This window comes from Pseudomonas sp. H3_D04, assembly GCF_054669175.1.
In genome coordinates this window covers 3,479,039-3,496,826 of sequence record NZ_CP162801.1, presented here as the reverse complement: position 1 = coordinate 3,496,826, position 17,788 = coordinate 3,479,039, and the positions used below count along the sequence as shown (strand labels likewise).

Below are 17,788 nucleotides of genomic sequence, written 5' to 3'. Positions count from 1 at the left end.
ACTAGGGTAGGGCCCATGCCGACGCTTGCCAAGGGGCGCTGCACATTTGGATCAATAAGTTGTCAGTTTCGGTCATTGAGTGACGGGGGCGCGACTCTTAGTCTGTCCAACATGACTGACGGGGGCCGAAGAGCTCCTGCATTTTTTCCGTGATCGCTCGATGTGGAGTTACAAATGGCCGCCGCTCATTACCCGCACCTGTTGGCCCCGCTGGACCTGGGTTTCACCACGCTGCGCAACCGCACCCTGATGGGTTCGATGCACACCGGTCTTGAGGAAAAGCCTGGTGGTTTCGAACGCATGGCGGCGTACTTCGCCGAGCGTGCTCGCGGCGGTGTCGGCCTGATGGTCACCGGCGGCATTGGTCCGAACGATGAGGGCGGGGTGTATTCCGGCGCGGCCAAACTGACCACCGAGGAAGAAGCGCTCAAGCACCAGATCGTGACCCGTGCAGTGCACGAGGCGGGCGGCAAGATCTGCATGCAGATCCTCCACGCCGGTCGTTATGCCTACAGCCCGAAACAGGTCGCGCCGAGTGCCATTCAGGCGCCGATCAACCCGTTCAAGCCTAAAGAGCTGGACGAGGAAGGTATCGAGAAGCAGATCAGCGATTTCGTCACGTGCTCGACCCTGGCGCAAAAAGCCGAGTACGACGGCGTCGAGATCATGGGTTCGGAAGGTTATTTCATTAACCAGTTCCTCGCCGCCCACACCAACCACCGCACCGACCGTTGGGGGGGCAGCTACGAAAACCGTATGCGCCTGCCGGTGGAAATCGTCCGCCGTGTACGCGAAGCGGTCGGCCCGAACTTCATCATCATCTTCCGCCTGTCGATGCTCGACCTGGTGGAAGGCGGCAGCAGCTGGGAAGAGATCGTGACCCTGGCCAAAGCCATCGAGCAGGCCGGCGCGACCATCATCAACACCGGCATCGGCTGGCACGAAGCGCGGATTCCGACCATCGCCACCAAAGTGCCGCGTGCGGCGTTCAGCAAAGTCACGGCCAAGCTGCGTGGTTCGGTGAGCATTCCGTTGATCACCACCAACCGCATCAATACGCCAGAAGTGGCCGAGCAGATTCTGGCCGAAGGCGATGCCGACATGGTGTCCATGGCGCGGCCGTTCCTCGCCGACCCGGACTTCGTCAACAAGGCGGCCGCTGGCCGTGGCGACGAAATCAATACCTGCATCGGTTGCAACCAGGCATGCCTGGATCACACCTTCGGCGGCAAGTTGACCAGCTGCCTGGTGAACCCCCGTGCTTGCCATGAAACCGAGCTTAACTACCTGCCCGTGCAGCAGATCAAGAAAATCGCCGTGGTGGGTGCCGGTCCTGCGGGCCTGTCCGCGGCCACTGTGGCGGCCGAGCGTGGGCACTCGGTGACGCTGTTTGATTCGGCCAGCGAGATTGGCGGTCAGTTCAACATTGCCAAGCGTGTGCCGGGCAAGGAAGAGTTCGTCGAAACCCTGCGCTATTTCAACCGCAAACTGCAAACTACCAACGTCGAGGTGTGCCTGAACACCCGTGTCGACGTGGCGAAACTGGTTGAGGGCGGTTACGACGAAATCATCCTGGCCACCGGCATCGCCCCAAGAACCCCGGCGATTCCCGGCGTTGAAAACGCCAAGGTGCTGAGCTACCTGGACGTGATTCTCGAGCGTAAACCGGTGGGCAAGCGTGTCGCGGTAATTGGCGCAGGCGGTATCGGTTTCGACGTGTCGGAATTCCTGGTTCACCAAGGCGTTTCCACCAGTCTGGACCGCGATGCGTTCTGGAAGGAGTGGGGCATCGACACGCATCTTGAAGCGCGCGGCGGTGTTGCCGGCATCAAGGCTGAACCCCATGCGCCGGCTCGCGAGGTGTTCCTGCTGCAACGCAAGAAATCCAAGGTCGGTGACGGCCTGGGCAAAACCACGGGCTGGATTCATCGCACCGGTCTTAAGAACAAGCAGGTGCAGATGCTCAACAGCGTCGAATACTTGAAGATTGATGATGAAGGCCTGCACATCCGCATCGGCGAAACCGGTGAGCCGCAGGTGCTGCCGGTGGACAACATCGTGATCTGCGCCGGGCAGGATCCGCTGCGTGAATTGCAGGAGGGTCTGGTGGCTGCCGGGCAGAACGTGCATTTGATTGGTGGCGCGGACGTGGCGGCGGAGTTGGATGCCAAGCGCGCGATCAATCAGGGTTCGCGGTTGGCTGCTGAGTTGTAAGCAACTCAATCCCTGTGGCGAGGGAGCTTGCTCCCGTTGGAGTCCGAAGGACTCCCTCTATCAGCGATCGTGGTGTGTCAGGTTAATCACTGTCGCCAGTTTTGCGGCCGCTGCGCAGCCGAGCGGGAGCAAGCTCCCTCGCCACACATTGGCTGCTAAGATGCCGACTCTTCACCCAGAGCCGGCATTGATGCTTCTCCCTCCCAACGACTGGCTACCCCAAGCCCCGCTCCAGCCCCTTGACCTCGACTGGCTCACCACGGCCAGCATCGAAGTCGCCATCCTGCGTCTCGACCGGATCGATCCACTGATCAGCGGCAACAAGTGGTTCAAACTCATCGAACACCTCAACGCCGCTGACCGGATTGGCGCCCAAGGCATCATCAGCCTCGGCGGTGCCTACTCCAATCATCTGCATGCACTGGCAGCTGCCGGCAAACGTTTCGATTTCAAAACGGTCGGCCTGCTGCGCGGTCATCCGCTGGAAACACCGACGGTGAAAGACTTGCAAGCGTTCGGCATGCAGTTGCACTGGTTGGGTTATGGCGGTTATCGAGCGCGGCATGAAGCGGGTTTCTGGCTGCCCTGGCAGGTGCAATATCCCGACCTGTATCCGGTGCCTGAAGGCGGCGGCGGTCTTCGGGGGGCGCGGGGTTGCAGGCAGTTGAAGGCGATGGTCCTCGATCAACTCGGCGACCTGGGCTGGAGCGATTACGACGGTTGGTGGCTGGCTTGCGGAACCGGCACGACCCTGGCCGGCCTGACGCTGGCGGAGGCGGGCGAACACCCGGTGTATGGCGCGCTCGCGGTGCCCGACGATCATGGTGTGGCACAGCAGGTTGAATCGATTGTCCGAGAGGCGGGTAGTCATGACGTGGCTTACGAACTGTTCGATGCCAGCCGTGGTGGCTTTGCCAAAGTCGATCCTCTGCTGCTCAGTTTCATCGACCAGGCGGAACAGGCTTCGGGAGTTCCCCTCGAACCGCTGTACACCGGCAAGGCGCTGCTGATGCTCAAGCAGCAAGTCGAGGCTGGAACATTTGAAAAGGGCACACGGCTGATCTTCGTCCACACGGGCGGATTGCAGGGCTGCCGGGGGGCAGCTTGAAAACCTGAAACCCCCTCGCCATAGGGATCAGTGTTTTTCACCCGCGCTTGGGCATCATCCGCAGCAGCGTGTTATCGCGCACCACGTAGTGGTGATAAATCCCCGCCGCCGCGTGCAGGCCGATCAGCCAATAGCCGATGGTGCCGCCGAGTTCATGCCATTCCTCGATTTGCTTGGCCAGCGTCTTGTCCTCCGGGATCAGCAGCGGTAGGTCAACGCCATAAAACATCACCTGATGCCCCTTGGCGCTGGTCACCAGCCAACCGAGTATCGGCATCGCGATCATGAAAATGTACAGCGCCCAGTGCATCAGTCTGGCCAGCACGGTCTGCCAGCGGGGCGAGGCCGGGAAGATCTGTGGTGCCGGGCCCAGGCTGCGCGCGAACAACCGCAGCCAAACCAATACGAACACCGTCAAGCCGAGCATGAAGTGCGATTCGGTGATCAGCGTCCGGCCACCGCTGCCTTTTGGAAAGATCCCGCGAAATTCGATACAGGCGTAAACCAGCGCCAGCAGGACCAGCATCAACCAATGCAGCGTGATCGATACAGTGCTGTAGCGTGATTCGGAGTTCTTCCAGGGCATACGGTGTTCCTCACAGTCTGGTCAAAAAGCCCAACGTTCTTGTTCGACGGTGTTTTTTAACTGTAAACCGCTTTGGTCGATTTGCCTGTGGCTGTTTGGGCATTCAATGCTCTGGCTCAAGTGATCGCCCAAAAAAAGCGCCAGTTCCGAAACGGAGCTGGCGCTTTTTTATGAATCAGTAAACGTTATCAACTGCTTTGTGGCATCTCACCCTTGGCCAGACGCTTGTTGATGTCGGCGATCACTTGCGGCAAGTCGGTGATGGTATCGATCATGTAGTGCGGCCGCGAACCTTCGAACATCGCGTGGATGCGTTTGCGTTCACTGTCGAGTTGCTCGCTGCCCAAGGCGCGGAAACCTTTGTAATCCAGCCCCAGCGCGTTACCGGAGCAGATCAGCGCCACGGTCCACATGCCGGCGCGACGTCCTTCGAGAATACCCGGCACAGTGTCATCGATCTTCACGCAGGCCGCGACGTCGTCGATGCCCAGCGCAATCACGTTGGCCAAGGCCTGTGCCGGCCATGGACGGCCGTTAGGCACTTCGTCGGTGGCGACCACGTGATCGGCCACGTAACCGTTGGTGGCGGCCAGTTCGACCACCTTGTCCATGACCTGTTTCGGGTAGCCGGAGCAGGAGCCGATCTTGATCCCTTGCTGACGCAGGTTGGCGATGGTGTCGAGTGCACCCGGAATCAGCGCCGAGTGCTCGGCGATTTTCTCGATCTGCAGCGGCATGAAACGCTTGTAGATGGCGGTGACATCATCGTCGGTCGGGGTGCGGCCGAACACGGTGCGATAACGCTCGGCAACTTCCGGCTGATCACACAGGGTGCGAATGTGGTCCCACTTGCCCATGCCCATCGGCCCGCGGGCTTCTTCGATGGAGACCTGGACGTCGAACTCGGCGAAGGCTTCGACAAAAATCTGCGTCGGCGCGAACGAGCCGAAGTCGACCACGGTGCCGGCCCAGTCGAGGATGGCGGCCTGTAGTTTGGTTGGGTTGTTGTAGTTCATGTGTTGTGTCCCTTGTAGGAGCGAGGCTTGCCCGCGAAGAACGATAATTCGGTGTGTTCGAAGAACCGCGTCGTCTGCATTCGCGGGCAAGCCTCGCTCCTACAGGATCAGCGGTGCCTGCCCATTCAGATTTCGAGGACTTCCATCTCGCGCAGTACGTCGGCCACCGCCGCTACCGCTGCGTGCATCTCGGCCTGGTTGACGTGTCCGATGCAGCCGACGCGGAAGGTTTCGACCTGGGTCAATTTGCCGGGGTAGAGGATGAAACCCTTGGCCTTGACGCGTTCGTAGAACTCCTTGAACTGATAGCGCGGGTCTTTCGGCGCGTGGAACGTGACAATGATCGGGGCCTGGATCGCGGCGGGCAGGAAGCTGCGCAAGCCGAGTTTGGCCATGTCATCGAGCAGCACCTGGCAGTTGTTGGCATAGCGCTGATGCCGCGCCGGCAAACCACCTTCTTCGTTGTATTGCAGCAAGGCTTCGTGCAGCGCGGCGACCACATGGGTGGGCGGCGTAAAGCGCCATTGGCCGGTCTTGGCCATGTAGGTGTGCTGGTCGAACAAATCCATCGCCAGCGAGTGCGAATTGCCAGCCGCGTTGGCCAGTGCGTCTTTGCGGGCAAAGACGAAACCCATGCCCGGCACGCCTTCCAGGCATTTGCCCGAGGCGGCGATCAGCGCGTCGAACGGCACCTGTTGCGCATCGATTGGCAGCGCGCCAAAGGAACTCATGGCGTCGATGATCAGGCGTTTGCCGTGTTGCGCAATGACGTGGGCAATCTCCGGCAGCGGATTGAGGATGCCGGTGCTGGTTTCGCAGTGAATCAGCGCAACGTGGGTAATGCTGGCATCGGCGTGCAGCAGACGGTCGACGTCGGCGGCGGTGGTCGGTTCGTCTTCGGCGGTTTCGAAGGTGCTGAAGGAGCGCCCGAGCACTTCGCAGATTTTCGCCAGGCGTTTGCCGTAGGCGCCGTTGATCAGCACCAGCACTTTGCCGTCGCGAGGCACCAGCGTGCCGATGGCCGCTTCGACCGCGAACGTACCGCTGCCTTGCAAGGGCACGCAGTGGTGGCTGTCGCCGCCGTTGATGATTGCCAGCAATTGCTCGCACAGGCTGGCGGTCAGTTGATTGAAGCGGTCATCCCATGAACCCCAGTCGACCATCATCGCCTGACGGGTGCGGGCCGACGTGGTCAGTGGGCCGGGGGTGAGCAGGATTGGCTCGGCAGTGCTCATTCTTGTGTCCTCGCAAAAGCTCTCTGTGGGATGAAGCTACGGGGCATAAATTGCAATTTCGGGTGCTATCAATCAAATTGTTTGTTGTTATGCCAGCCATCAGTGAGAGTTATTCATGAACCTGTTCCAGCTTCGAGCCTTCGACGCCGTGGCCCGCGAAGGCAGCTTCACCCGTGCGGCCGAGCGGCTGTTCATCAGCCAACCGGCGGTCACCGGGCACATCAAGGCGTTGGAGGAGCATTATCAAATCACCTTGCTGCGCCGCACCGCGCGACGCGTGGAGCTGACGGAGGAGGGCACCAAGCTGGCGGCGATCACCCGGGCGATGTTTGGCCTGGCCGAAGAAGCGCAAGTGCTGCTGGAAGCGAATCGACAGTTGCTGACCGGGCGCCTGGAAGTCGCAGCGGACGGGCCGCACATGGTGATGCCGATGCTCGCCAGTCTGCGCGCGCGATACCCCGGAATTACCGTGAATCTGCGCTTGGGCAATGCTCAGGAAACCCTGGCAGCGTTGTTGTCCGAGCATGCCGACGTGGCGGTGTTGACTGAAGTCGAGCCGCGCAAAGGCCTGCATCTGCAAGCGTTGAGCGAATCACGGATTTGCGCGCTGGTGCCTGACAGTCATCCCTGGGCCAAGGCGTCCAAGGGCGTGAAGCTCAAGGAGCTGGATCAGGTGATCATGGTGTTGCGTGAGCCGAGTTCGATTACCCGGCGGACATTCGATGAAGCTTGCGCGTCGGCATCGGTCAACCCGAGGGTGTTGCTGGAGTTGGACAGTCGCGAGGCGGTGACCGAGGCCGTGGCCGCCGAGTTGGGGGTTGGCGTGGTGTCTTCGGTTGAGGTCAGTCATGACCCGCGGGTGGCGGCAGTGCCGATTTTGGGTGAAGGGCTGGTTAACCGGCACATGATCGGGTGCATGGAACGGCGGCGGGATTTGCGTTTGATTCGGGCGTTTTTTGAGTTGGCGCCTATCCGATAAACCGAGGCGCGGCCTTCGCGGGCAAGCCTCGCTCCCACAGGTTATGCGTCGTATACAAGATCTGCGGCCAGCATAAACCCCTGTGGGAGCGAGGCTTGCCCGCGAAGAGGCCAGACCTGCCTACACCAGACTCTCGCGCACCATCTCCAGAAACGTCGCCACCACCCGCCGTGAACTCTGCTCGCGCAGGCACACCAGCGTCTCTGTCAATCGCCGTGTGCAATCGGTAATCGGCAACGCACACACCCGCGAATCCGCGCCAAACTCGGCGGCGGACACCACGCCCACCCCGATCCCCACGACCACCGCCTCACGCGCCGCTTCCCGGCCTTCAACCTGGATCGCCGGGCGGATGGAAAACCCGGCCTGGGCCATTTCCTCTTCCAGTGTCTGACGCGTCACCGAACCGATTTCCCGCAGCACCAGGGGCGTGTCGTGTAAATCCGCCAGGCAAATCGATTCGCGATTCGCCCACGGATGATTGTGTGAAACGAAGGCCACCATCGGGTCATTGCGCAGCGGCAGCGAGATCAGCCGCTCGTCACTCACATCCCGGCCGAGCAACGCCAGGTCGGCCTGATAGTTGAACAGGCGAAACAGAGATTCGTCGGTGTTGCCGGTTTCGATTTTTACGCTGATGCCGGGGTAGCGTTCACAGAAACGCGCAATCTGCGGCAGTACGTGCACCGGCGCATCCACCGCGAGAATCAGGCTGCCGGTCTGCAAGGCCCGGGAGTCATGCAAGAGCTCCTGCGCCTCGTCCTCGATGACGAACAGGCGCTGGGTAATGCTCAACAAGCGCTCGCCCAGATCCGTCAGGCGCACCGAGCGTTTGTTGCGGTGAAACAGCAACACCCCGAAGCGCTCTTCGAGCTTGCGCACTTGGTCGGAAATCGCCGGTTGCGTAAGAAAAAGCCGCTCGGCGGCTTTGGTAAAGCTTCCGTGGACGGCCACGGCGTGGAAGGCTTTGAGTTGGGCGTGGGAAACCGACATCGAAACCTCCAGTAACAAGTCGAGCCTATATTGGAAATACGATAAATCGATTTCACTTATTAATCAGTAATTGTTTTTATCGAACTGAGCCCCGGTGACTGATCAGTCGAACAGCGTCGGTGGCCATGAGCCTGCGCGTGCAGTTACAGGCCTCATCTGACCGGTATCGCCTCAGGGAAGCAGCGGTATCGAAGTGCTCAACAATAAAAAAACAGGCGTTATTTCTCAATTTCTGCCGGCACACTCACACCCTGAGGTCAGAAATCACAATGAACAATTCCATCGGCACCATCAAGCGGTGGCGCGTGCAGATCTTCGCGATCACCTGGCTCGCCTACGCCGCTTTCTACTTCACCCGCAAAGCCTTTTCCGTGGCCAAACTGGGGATCGCCGAAGACCCCACCTTCATGCTCGACAAAATGGCCATGGCCAACCTCGACGCCCTCTACCTGACCGCCTACGCCTTCGGTCAATTCACTTGGGGCATCCTCGCCGACCGCTTTGGCCCTCGGGTCGTGGTGCTTGGCGGATTGCTCATTTCCGCGGCGGCCGCCCTGGTGATGGGCAGTTTCGCGACGTTACCGATCTTTGCCACCTGCATGCTGATTCAAGGCCTGGCGCAGTCCACCGGATGGTCGGGGCTGTGCAAGAACATGGGCAGTTTTTTCCCTGCCCGGCAGCGCGGAAGGGTGCTGGGGCTGTGGAGTTCCTGCTACGCCTTTGGCGGTCTGGTGGCCTCGCCGTTTGCCGGCTGGTGGGCGTATACGCTCATCGGCAGCTGGCACGCGGCGTTCATTTCCAGTGCGGCAGTGGTTGGGCTGGTCGCCGTGCTGTTTCTTATTTTCCAACGCAATAAACCGCAAGACGTCGGCTTGCCCGCAGTGGAGCCGGAACTGACAACGAAAGAGGCCTGCGCGCAAAGCAAGACCAGCGTGCTTGAACCGTTAAAGGAAATCCTGCGCAACCGCACGGTGCTGGTATTGGGCCTGGCGTATTTCCTTTTGAAACCGGCGCGCTACGCGATTCTGCTCTGGGGGCCGGTGATCGTCTTCGAGCAGATGCCCTCGGTGGGCAAAGTGGGCGCGGCAATCATTCCTACCGCGTTTGAACTGGCCGGGCTGCTGGGGCCGATCCTGCTTGGGCTGGCTTCGGACAAACTGTTCGGCGCCCGGCGCATGCCGGCCTGCGTGATCAGTCTGTTGGCATTGACCGTTTCCCTGGCGCTGTTCATGGGCGCTCTGCACACCGGCAGCGTGTTGTGGGTGGTGGCGCTGCTGTTTGTCATGGGCCTGACCTTGTACGGGCCGGATTCGATGATCAGCGGGGCGGCAGCGATTGATTTCGGCACCGCCAAGGCGGGCGCCACGGCCGCCGGGTTCGTCAACGGTTGCGGCTCGGTCGGGGCAATTCTCGGCGGATTGCTGCCGGGTTACTTCGACTCGGTCACCGTGTTCATCGTCTTCGCCGGCTGCGCATTGTTTTCCGCCCTGGTGCTGATCCCCCACTGGAACAGCCGTCCGACTGGCCTGCGCGTCGAAAGCGCTTCCGTGCCTAACCAGGCGATGACCGTAAAACCCCTGCGTACCTGAGGAAAAACCGATGAGACCTTTCTGGCTGAAACAGGCGCTGGAGGCCTGGTCCTGCGTGCCGTAAAAACATACAGGAACCTGCAGGAGCGAAGCTTGCTCGCGAAAGCGCTGTGGATGTGCGCCTGACCAGGTTCGCGGCGGCTGGCAAGGCTGACAAGGGCTGATCAGTCCCGACGGTTGACCAGCCAATCGAGCAACAGAAGGCCATCGCTGCGTGGCTGGCGAGTGGGTCGAGGCGCTGGCGGGTTGCTCGCCGCCGCACACAACACAGGACGATCCGGGTCGCTGTCGAGAAAACTGATGAGCACGTCGGTACCGGCGAGCGGCAGCCTGGACGGGTCGATCCGACCGTCCGGCGTGGCGAGGGCCACGGGTAGCCAGAGGCCGGTGGATTCCTTGTCGTCGGCTTGTGCGGTGGGCCACAACCGGACCTCAATCCGCCCTTGAGCATCCAGCACCGCGGGTTGCCCGACAGCGCCCAGCACTCGCGCCTTCTGATAGCCCGGAATGCTCGGTCTGGCCTGTGTGAGCGCTGGCCGGAACACCGTGGACCACGGAATCGCGCTGAACTGATTGCTGTAACGCCGGAGCTTGTCGGTGTCCTCGGCGAGAATCGACGGCTGTCGGCCCTGATGCCGGATCTCGGTCAGCAGCCATTGGTCGTTGAAGTTCGCGATGGGATGTTCCGACACTTGCACGATGCATCCGCCGCGCAAATCACTGTGATTGCTTTGCCCCTGAATCTGCCGATGCCGGCAGCGCAGCCGTTCCAGTGATCGACGGCTCGATTGCTCGCGCTGGAGCTGTTGCGGTGCAGGCGAGGCATGGCGCTGGAACAACTCAGTGATCACCGGCACGCTGGCGGGGTCGGCCGTCTCGCCGTGAAAGGGCATCAGCAGCGGTTCCTGGGGAAAGCTCAGGCTGTCATCCGCCAACACCAGCACATGGCCGTCGTGCTGATGTTCGAAGTGATAGTGGATGCCTTCCTCTTCGCAGAGCCGTTGCAGGAACGCCAGGTCGGTCTCATCAAACTGAATGCAGAACGGTCGCACCGCATAGCGTCCGTTGGGCAGTTCAAAACGGAAGCTGTCTTCGGCGATCGCGTTTTCGCTGAGCAACTGACGCAGGATGGCGGGCGCGTCGAGTTGATGAAAAACCCGACGGCAAGGGTGTTGGTCCAGTTGCTGCAACCAAGGCACCAGCACCAGATGGTAGCCGATTCGGTGCGGGCCACGGTGCTCGCGACTGGCGCTGTGCAAGATGCCGTGAATGCCGCTGTCACCCCTCAGGCTCAGGAACGCCGGTTGCTGCAGCAACTGCTCGAGGTTCATGGCGGGTGCCAGGCCGATTACTTCGATCTCGAAACGATAGGGCTGGTTGAGACTTTCTCGGCCACTGAACTGCAACACCTGCAGAGTCAATCCACTGTCCAGGAGGGTCAGGGTGTAGGGACTTTCCTTGTCGTTGTGCATCGAACGCGCTTCTGCCATGGAATATGGGCGCAGAGGGTACGAAACCACGGGCCTTTATGGTCACCGCAAGTGAACATTTCAGAATCGCCCTACAACCGCCGGTGAAGAAGTCGATTGGTCATGCCGGTGAGCCGGGGTGGATTTTTTGGTCGATTGCCAACTTTAGGCCGTATAAACTTGCGCAAAGCGTCGGCCAATAGATGTCTCGGCGCCACAGATAAGAGAGTGAGTAATGGGCGCACAGTGGAAGGTTAAACACAAAGAAGCGGCATCTAACGCCAAGGGCAAGATCTTCGGCAAACTGGTGAAAGAAATCACTATTGCTGCCCGCAACGGTGCCGATACCGCCACCAACGCACACCTGCGTCTGGTGGTCGAGCAGGCGAAAAAAGCCTCGATGCCCAAGGAAACCCTGGATCGTGCGATCAAGAAAGGCGCGGGTCTGTTGGGCGAAACCGTGCAATACCATCGTGTGACGTATGAAGGTTTCGCTCCGCATCAGGTGCCGCTGATCGTTGAATGCGTCACCGACAACATCAACCGCACCGTCGCGGAAATCCGCGTGGCTTTCCGCAAGGGCCAGTTGGGCGCTTCCGGTTCGGTATCGTGGGACTTCAACCATGTGGGCATGATCGAAGCGTCTCCGGACAGCCCTGACGCCGATCCGGAAATGGCTGCGATTGAAGCGGGAGCCCAGGATTTCGAGCCAGGAGACGAAGAGGGCACGACCCTGTTCCTGACCGACCCTGCGGACCTGGACGCCGTTCAGAAAGCGCTGCCTGAGCAAGGTTTTACCGTGTTGTCGGCCAAATTGGGGTATCAGCCAAAAAACCCGGTAAGCGGTTTGAGCGATGAGCAGATGGCTGAAGTCGAGGCGTTCCTGGAAGGCCTCGATAACCATGATGATGTGCAGGATATGTTTGTGGGTTTGGCGGGTTAAGCCGAACCGGTTGTAATTCTATTTGTGGCGAGGGAGCTTGCTCCCGCTCGGGTGCGCAGCAGCCGTCGTTTTTGGGACGGCTGCGCCGTCCAGCGGGAGCAAGCTCCCTCGCCACAGGTTTTGTACTTGCCTTTAGCTCAGTTGAACGCGGCTAACGCCTGTCCTATCTCACTGAACCCCGGCCGCGCCAGCACCTGCGGCTGGCAGCAGCGCTGCTGCAACGCCTCCAGCTGTAAACGCCTTTCATCACTCAACCCAGAGTCGATCCGCTCCAGCAATTCCCCCAGCAACACCCCGAATGCCCGCACTTCGATCCGTTGCAGCGCACGGCTTTCAAGGCTGTCGCACGTCGCATGGAAAGACGCCGCGCCAAAGTCCCCCAACAGGCAATTACCGTGCTCGTTGCACAAAATATTGTGGCCATAGAGATCGCCATGGGTGATGCCCTGGTGATGCAGATGCTCGGCCACCGAGGCGATTGCGCGGGCCATGCGCAGTGCTACGTGCGCACTGAAACGGGTGCCATCGGCATAGACGTCACGGGTACAGGACGCCAGGCTCGGCAGCCCGGCCAGGTTGCGATAACTCGGATCAATCAGTTGCATCACCAGCCCGGCCTGCTCTTCGGGATGCCCGACGATTCGGCCTTCGACCCGGATCAGATTGGGGTGAAGACCGGCGGTAATGCAGGCGTTCATTTCGTGCAGCGGTGAACCGTCGCTGGTCATTTCGCCTTTGTAGAGTTTGACCGCAACCTGGGTGGCCGGTTGACCCGGTTGCTCCCACGCCGCCCGATGAATCACTCCCGAAGCACCTTCGCCCAGCTGTTGCTCCAGGCGCAGCTCGGACCACGCAATACTCGCCGTGGCATCGAGGGCTGCGGCATCGGCTTCGGTTTCCAGCGGGTTACCGGCATAGGCCAGCCAGGTCAGGCTTGGCAGGGTCAGCAGCCACTCGGGCAGCTCAGTCAGTTGGTTGGCGGCGATGCGGATCAGTTCGAGTCGATGGCATTGGCTCAGGCTTTCGGGCAGGCGCTGCAAGCGATTGCCGGCGAGCATGAGTTTTTGCAGGTGTGGGCGCTGACCCAACTCGGTGGGCAATTCACTGAGGCGGTTATCGGTCAGGATCAGCCAACGCAGCAATGGCGGCAGCGCAGCGGCGGGCACCGTCTCGATGGCATTGGCCTTGAAGCCGATCATCGTCAATGCGGTGCATTGGCCGAGGCACGCGGGCAGTTCGGTGAACAGGTTGTCCGAGCAAAACAGCACGCGCAAGCGGGCCAGGCGGTGCAGATCATCTGGCAGCCGGCTCAAGGCGTTGCCGCTGAGGTTGAGCACTTCGAGCGAGTCCGCCAGGTCGAAGATTTCTCGCGGAAATTCAGTCAGGCCGCAGGCCAGGTCCAGGCGGGTGATACCTGTCAGTTGACCGGCGCGCAGTTGGGCAAGGGTATCCATGGGCGGGTTCGCTATTGATCGAGGGGAGGGCGCGGGGGCTTGGAAATGGGCGACATGATAGCGGCAAAGGTGTGCAGCCGGTGCTGCAACACACAATTTACGGCGGCCCGACTTTCACCAACCGTGTGCAATAAACCTTCCGACGGATAATGGGCGCTCGCCCTCAGCAGAATGCCCCGTTGGGCTGCTTAGCAGTCCAACGGGGTGATGCGGCGTGTCAGTCACTACCGTTCGATACTGCGATTCCACCGTGCATTCCACGCCGGGCGCTGCTCATTGACCTGGTCCCAGTCAACGGCAATCGCGGTGGTCAGGTACTGTTTCATCGCCTCGACCTGACCCCGGGTTTTGTCGGTGGTCGGCGTATTCGGGTTGGACGGGATCTGGTCGCCATCCTCCAGCGCCGTGGCCTGGGCTTGCGGCGTCAGCAAAAACGCCGCGAGTTTCTGTGCCAGTTCCGGCTGCGTGTTGTTGGCGATGGCGCACTCGGCCACGTTGAGCACCACGGCGCCTTCCTTGGGCTGCGCGTATTCCACCGGCATGCCTTTGAGTTTCAGCGCAGTGACTTGGGTCGGGGTCAGCGGGAACAGCGCGGCTTCGTCGGTCTGGAGCATTTCGGAAATCTTCGCCGAGCTCGGAATGTATTCCAGCACGTTGCGGCCGACGGTGTTCGGCCAGGCCTTGAAGCCTGGCTCGACGTCGGTTTCGCTGCCGCCCTGAATCCGGTTGAACATCAGGAAGCCATGCAGGCCGAAGGTCGAGGAGGCCATCGACTGGAACACCAGCTTGTCCTTGAAGCGCGGGTCGGCCATGTCCATCCACGAGGTCGGCGCCGCCCAGCCTTTTTCCTTGAACAGACGCGTGTTGTACGCCAGCCCGGTCACGCCGAGGCTGACCGCCACCGCTTGATCCTTGATGCGACCCTTGGCCGGAATCTGCGCCAGCGGTGCGCTGTCTTCGAGTTTGTCGCACAAGCCCATGGCGATGGCGCGGTACATGATGCCGTCGTCGAGGAACATCACGTGCATCTGCGGGTTGCCTTTGCTGGCCTGGACCTTGGCCAGGATATCGGCGGAAGTCCCCGGTACGATCACCACTTTGACGTTGTTGGCTTTCTCGAACGCCGGCAGCACCTTGTCGGCGTAGAGCCGCTCCATGGTCCCGCCGTTCATGCCGAGATAAAGCGTGGGTTCGGCCTGTGCCTGGGTGACCGTGAGCAGGGCAGTCAGACAGGAGAAACCGAGCAGTGCAGTGCGTTTGACGTTATTCATTGGCGCGACCTTCCTCTATCAAGCAACGGAGATGGAGTGAAACCGGGTGATGGAAAACGCATCCAGTGGCGTCTTGGAGGCGCCACTGCAGATGATCTCGGTGAGCGCCTGGCCCACCGCAGGACCGATCTGGAAACCCGCACCGGCAAAGCCGAAGGCGTGCAACAGACCGGGTTGAGTGCTGCTATGACCGATCACCGGTTGGCGATCAGGCAAGTAGCCTTCGGTACCGCTCCAGGTGCGAATCGCCTGGGCGCCTTGAAGAAACGGGTAGAGTTCGACGGCCTGGCGCAGGATCTCGATCACGGCGTGTTGGCCGGGCCGTGCGCGAGCGTCATCGAGGGCAAAACCCTGGCCGCCACCGAGCACGCAATTGCCACGTGCTACCTGACGCGCATAGATGCCGCCACCCTCGACGCCGGTGCTGGCATTCATCACCCATGGCAACGGCTCGGTGACCAGCATCGCCGGGTGGCCGGCGTGCATCGGCACCGCTTCGCCGAATTGTTCAGCCAGGCGTCCGGCCCAGGCCCCGGCGCAGTTCAGCAGCCAGGGCGCGTGCAATTCGAGGCCGGTTTGCGTGCGGACGCGAAAGCGCTGACCGTCGTGTTCTACCGCTGTGACGGCGCATTGTTCATGGACTTGCGCGCCGTGCCGACGGGCCGTTTGAGCAAAGGCGGGGGACACCAGGCGCGGGTTGGCGTGGCCGTCGTCCGGGCAAAACGATGCGCCGGCCGCGACGTCGCCGACCCACGGAAACCGCGCGCGCAATTGATGGCGGTCGAGCAGCTGCAAATCGAGGCCGAAGCCTTGGCTGCTGACGGCATAGTGCTGCAAGGCGTTCAGGTCGTTGAGGCTGCGGGCCAGTTTCAAGTGACCGCTGCGTTGATATTCGCCGTCGATGCCGATCAGTTGCGGCAACTGTCCCCAGAGCTCGTGGGCCCGTTGCGACAGCGGCAATTGCGACAGTGGGCGCCCCTGACGCCGAACACCGCCGTAGTTCACGCCGCTGGAATGCGAGCCGCAAAAGTCACGCTCCAGCAGTGCAACACGCCGGCCGGCCTTGCTCAGGAACAGCGCGGCCGAGGCCCCGACAATGCCGCCGCCAATGATCACTGCATCGACTTCGATCATGCCTCGACCTCCAGGCCAAACGGCAGTGGTTTGATCGGCGCCTGCGCCCGCAAGCGACCGATGTCCGAGACCGGGCGCCGGCTTTCGCAGGCGATGATTTCCGCCGCTGCGGCGCCGCACATGCGCCCCTGACAACGGCCCATGCCAATGCGGCAATGCGCCTTGACCCGATTGATTTCCCAGTGACCTTCGCGCACCACCTGGCGGATGTCGCCGGCCAGCACTTCTTCGCAACGGCAGACGATCACCTCATCGGCGGTTTCGCTGGCCCAGTGCTCGGGGAAGGCGAAGGCGCGCTCCAGTCCGTTGCGGAATTCGCCGATGCGCTGCAGGGCGCGTTCAAGGTGGTCGGGATGTTTTGGCGGAATCAGGAAACCGATGTCTTCGAGCAACGCCAGCGCCGCTCGTTCGCCCGCCATTTCAGCGGCGTCGGCGCCCATGATGCCGGCGCCATCACCGGCCAGATAAACCTCGGCGACACTGCTGCGACCGGCGGGGTCACGTTGCGGTAGCCAGGCGCGGTTGAGTAGGTTCCAGGCGAATTCACAGCCGAGCAAATCGGCGAGTTGGGTTTCACTGCGCAGGCCGTGGGCGAAAGCAACGGCGTCGCAATCGAGCAGATGTTCGCCTTTGGCGTTGGACCAATCCACTGATTGCACGCGCTGTTCGCCATTGATGCGTTTGAGGGTTGCGCCCTGATGCACCGGGATGCCGTGGGCGGTCAGCCAGCTGCGGTAATAAATGCCTTTGGCGAGTGTGGCCGGTTGCGACAGCAGGCCGGGCAGGGCGCGGGCCTGAGCGCTGAAGGGTGAGCTGTCGAGCACCGCGAGCACTTTCGCACCGGCCTTGGCGTATTGATACGCCACCAGGTACAGCAACGGGCCGCTGCCAGCGAACACCACCCGCTCACCGATGGCGCAGCCCTGAAACTTGAGCGCGATCTGCGCTGCGCCAAGGCTGTAGACACCCGGCAGCGTCCAGCCTGACACCGGCAGAATCCGGTCGGTGGCCCCCGTGGCGACGATCACTCGGGAGAATTCCAGTCGTGAGGCACGGCCCTCATGCACCGTGTCCAGCGCACCGTCTTCGGCGTTCCACACCAGCGTCTCGGGGCGGTAGTCGAGTTGCTCACGCAGCGCGTCGATCGTTTGATGCAAGGCACTGGCCTTGCGCGCTTCAAAGCCGTACAGCTTGACCGCCGAGCGTTTGAAATTCTCCGGCTGACGTCGATAAATCTGCCCGCCACCGCGCGCCGCTTCGTCCAGCAGCACCGGACGAACACCATGCGCCACCAACGTCTGCGCCGCACGAATCCCGGCCGGGCCTGCGCCAATGACGACCACAGCCTTCATACCCACCTCATCCATGAGCACTGCAAATCCCCTGTGGGAGCGAGCCTGCTCGCGATGGTGGCGGCACATTCAACAGATGTGTTGGCGGACAAACCGCTTTCGCGAGCAGGCTCGCTCCCAAAGGGGATTCCGGTTCTGCGGGTAGTCAATGTATTCATAGGGTGCGTCCCGGTTCGCGGCTTATTTGTTGGCCAGCTTCGAGCAGCGTCGAGCAGGCCCGCACGCGGCGGCCGTCGCCCAGGCGGACCCAGCAGTCCTGACAGGCGCCCATCAGGCAGAAACCGGCGCGGGGTTCGGCGCTGAAGTCGCTGCCGCGCAGGTGTTCGCTGCAAGTCAGCACTGCGGTCAGCAAGGTATCGCCGAGCAGGCCGCTGGCCGGTTCGCCGTCCAGGGTAAATTCCACAGCCGGGCGATCGCCTTCGGCCAGTCGTTTCAGCAGAGCCAT

At 61.4% G+C, this 17,788-nt stretch carries 15 protein-coding genes; 5 read left to right on the top strand and 10 right to left on the bottom strand.

What is annotated here, in order from left to right; translation table 11 throughout:
* The first annotated feature begins 174 nt into the window (after positions 1 to 174).
* Positions 175 to 2,214, top strand: a complete 2,040-nt coding sequence (locus tag AB4N91_RS16225) for an oxidoreductase (protein ID WP_077749744.1) — start codon at positions 175 to 177, stop codon at positions 2,212 to 2,214.
* Between the two features lie 190 nt (positions 2,215 to 2,404).
* Positions 2,405 to 3,322 carry a 1-aminocyclopropane-1-carboxylate deaminase/D-cysteine desulfhydrase gene (locus AB4N91_RS16220; RefSeq protein ID WP_460111091.1) on the top strand — a complete coding sequence of 306 codons (918 nt, stop codon included), beginning with the start codon at positions 2,405 to 2,407 and terminating at the stop codon, positions 3,320 to 3,322.
* A 37-nt stretch (positions 3,323 to 3,359) separates the two neighbouring features.
* On the opposite strand, the gene AB4N91_RS16215 is transcribed toward AB4N91_RS16220, so the two are convergent.
* From AB4N91_RS16215 to AB4N91_RS16205, 3 genes are all read right to left on the bottom strand, one after another.
* A complete protein-coding gene (locus tag AB4N91_RS16215) occupies positions 3,360 to 3,908 on the bottom strand; it encodes a cytochrome b (protein ID WP_083377193.1) in 549 nt (182 codons plus the stop codon).
* Positions 3,909 to 4,096: 188 nt separating this feature from the next.
* Positions 4,097 to 4,924 carry a phosphonoacetaldehyde hydrolase gene (gene phnX, locus AB4N91_RS16210; protein WP_145309552.1) on the bottom strand — a complete coding sequence of 276 codons (828 nt, stop codon included), beginning with the start codon at positions 4,922 to 4,924 and terminating at the stop codon, positions 4,097 to 4,099.
* A gap of 125 nt (positions 4,925 to 5,049) precedes the next feature.
* Entirely contained in the window at positions 5,050 to 6,159 is a 1,110-nt protein-coding gene (locus AB4N91_RS16205) for a 2-aminoethylphosphonate--pyruvate transaminase (protein ID WP_145309554.1), read from the bottom strand.
* A gap of 115 nt (positions 6,160 to 6,274) precedes the next feature.
* On the opposite strand from AB4N91_RS16205, the gene AB4N91_RS16200 reads away from it, so the two are divergent.
* Positions 6,275 to 7,138 (top strand): LysR substrate-binding domain-containing protein, encoded by an 864-nt coding sequence (locus tag AB4N91_RS16200; protein ID WP_010458735.1) that lies wholly within the window; start codon positions 6,275 to 6,277, stop codon positions 7,136 to 7,138.
* A gap of 120 nt (positions 7,139 to 7,258) precedes the next feature.
* Here the strand turns inward: AB4N91_RS16200 and AB4N91_RS16195 are convergent, their stop codons facing one another.
* Entirely contained in the window at positions 7,259 to 8,131 is an 873-nt protein-coding gene (locus tag AB4N91_RS16195) for a LysR family transcriptional regulator (protein ID WP_145309556.1), read from the bottom strand.
* Between the two features lie 269 nt (positions 8,132 to 8,400).
* On the opposite strand from AB4N91_RS16195, the gene AB4N91_RS16190 reads away from it, so the two are divergent.
* Positions 8,401 to 9,720, top strand: coding sequence for an MFS transporter (locus AB4N91_RS16190; protein WP_460111085.1), 1,320 nt, complete (start codon positions 8,401 to 8,403; stop codon positions 9,718 to 9,720).
* A gap of 164 nt (positions 9,721 to 9,884) precedes the next feature.
* Here the strand turns inward: AB4N91_RS16190 and AB4N91_RS16185 are convergent, their stop codons facing one another.
* Positions 9,885 to 11,192: a type VI secretion system Vgr family protein gene (locus tag AB4N91_RS16185; RefSeq protein WP_460111082.1), complete on the bottom strand. Its 1,308-nt coding sequence runs from the start codon at positions 11,190 to 11,192 to the stop codon at positions 9,885 to 9,887.
* 232 nt (positions 11,193 to 11,424) lie between these two features.
* Between AB4N91_RS16185 and AB4N91_RS16180 the strand changes: the two genes are divergently transcribed.
* A complete protein-coding gene (locus AB4N91_RS16180; RefSeq protein ID WP_010458744.1) occupies positions 11,425 to 12,132 on the top strand; it encodes a YebC/PmpR family DNA-binding transcriptional regulator in 708 nt (235 codons plus the stop codon).
* Between the two features lie 137 nt (positions 12,133 to 12,269).
* Here AB4N91_RS16180 and AB4N91_RS16175 read toward each other — a convergent pair whose 3' ends face one another.
* The 5 genes from AB4N91_RS16175 to AB4N91_RS16155 form a co-directional block, all read right to left on the bottom strand.
* Positions 12,270 to 13,586, bottom strand: coding sequence for a leucine-rich repeat-containing protein kinase family protein (locus tag AB4N91_RS16175; protein ID WP_460111078.1), 1,317 nt, complete (start codon positions 13,584 to 13,586; stop codon positions 12,270 to 12,272).
* Positions 13,587 to 13,810: 224 nt separating this feature from the next.
* Complete coding sequence (locus AB4N91_RS16170) at positions 13,811 to 14,857, bottom strand: ABC transporter substrate-binding protein (protein WP_010458748.1); 1,047 nt, start codon at positions 14,855 to 14,857, stop codon at positions 13,811 to 13,813.
* 18 nt (positions 14,858 to 14,875) lie between these two features.
* Positions 14,876 to 15,991, bottom strand: coding sequence for an NAD(P)/FAD-dependent oxidoreductase (locus AB4N91_RS16165; protein ID WP_010458750.1), 1,116 nt, complete (start codon positions 15,989 to 15,991; stop codon positions 14,876 to 14,878).
* Positions 15,988 to 17,343 (bottom strand): FAD/NAD(P)-dependent oxidoreductase, encoded by a 1,356-nt coding sequence (locus AB4N91_RS16160; protein ID WP_460111074.1) that lies wholly within the window; start codon positions 17,341 to 17,343, stop codon positions 15,988 to 15,990. Before AB4N91_RS16160 ends, AB4N91_RS16165 begins: the two co-directional genes overlap by 4 nt.
* Before the next feature lie 154 nt (positions 17,344 to 17,497).
* Complete coding sequence (locus AB4N91_RS16155; RefSeq protein WP_010458754.1) at positions 17,498 to 17,788, bottom strand: (2Fe-2S)-binding protein; 291 nt, start codon at positions 17,786 to 17,788, stop codon at positions 17,498 to 17,500.

What these genes read in the sequence shown, in the direction of transcription:
- AB4N91_RS16225 (WP_077749744.1), top strand. Translation starts at nt 175, where the DNA reads ATGGCCGCCGCTCATTACCCGCACCTGTTGGCCCCGCTGGACCTGGGT.
- AB4N91_RS16220 (WP_460111091.1), top strand. Translation starts at nt 2,405, where the DNA reads ATGCTTCTCCCTCCCAACGACTGGCTACCCCAAGCCCCGCTCCAGCCC.
- AB4N91_RS16190 (WP_460111085.1), top strand. Translation starts at nt 8,401, where the DNA reads ATGAACAATTCCATCGGCACCATCAAGCGGTGGCGCGTGCAGATCTTC.
- AB4N91_RS16195 (WP_145309556.1), bottom strand. Translation starts at nt 8,131, where the DNA reads ATGTCGGTTTCCCACGCCCAACTCAAAGCCTTCCACGCCGTGGCCGTC.
- AB4N91_RS16160 (WP_460111074.1), bottom strand. Translation starts at nt 17,343, where the DNA reads ATGAAGGCTGTGGTCGTCATTGGCGCAGGCCCGGCCGGGATTCGTGCG.
- AB4N91_RS16200 (WP_010458735.1), top strand. Translation starts at nt 6,275, where the DNA reads ATGAACCTGTTCCAGCTTCGAGCCTTCGACGCCGTGGCCCGCGAAGGC.
- AB4N91_RS16155 (WP_010458754.1), bottom strand. Translation starts at nt 17,788, where the DNA reads ATGGCTCTGCTGAAACGACTGGCCGAAGGCGATCGCCCGGCTGTGGAA.
- AB4N91_RS16165 (WP_010458750.1), bottom strand. Translation starts at nt 15,991, where the DNA reads ATGATCGAAGTCGATGCAGTGATCATTGGCGGCGGCATTGTCGGGGCC.
- AB4N91_RS16170 (WP_010458748.1), bottom strand. Translation starts at nt 14,857, where the DNA reads ATGAATAACGTCAAACGCACTGCACTGCTCGGTTTCTCCTGTCTGACT.
- AB4N91_RS16185 (WP_460111082.1), bottom strand. Translation starts at nt 11,192, where the DNA reads ATGCACAACGACAAGGAAAGTCCCTACACCCTGACCCTCCTGGACAGT.
- AB4N91_RS16215 (WP_083377193.1), bottom strand. Translation starts at nt 3,908, where the DNA reads ATGCCCTGGAAGAACTCCGAATCACGCTACAGCACTGTATCGATCACG.
- phnX (WP_145309552.1), bottom strand. Translation starts at nt 4,924, where the DNA reads ATGAACTACAACAACCCAACCAAACTACAGGCCGCCATCCTCGACTGG.
- AB4N91_RS16205 (WP_145309554.1), bottom strand. Translation starts at nt 6,159, where the DNA reads ATGAGCACTGCCGAGCCAATCCTGCTCACCCCCGGCCCACTGACCACG.
- AB4N91_RS16175 (WP_460111078.1), bottom strand. Translation starts at nt 13,586, where the DNA reads ATGGATACCCTTGCCCAACTGCGCGCCGGTCAACTGACAGGTATCACC.
- AB4N91_RS16180 (WP_010458744.1), top strand. Translation starts at nt 11,425, where the DNA reads ATGGGCGCACAGTGGAAGGTTAAACACAAAGAAGCGGCATCTAACGCC.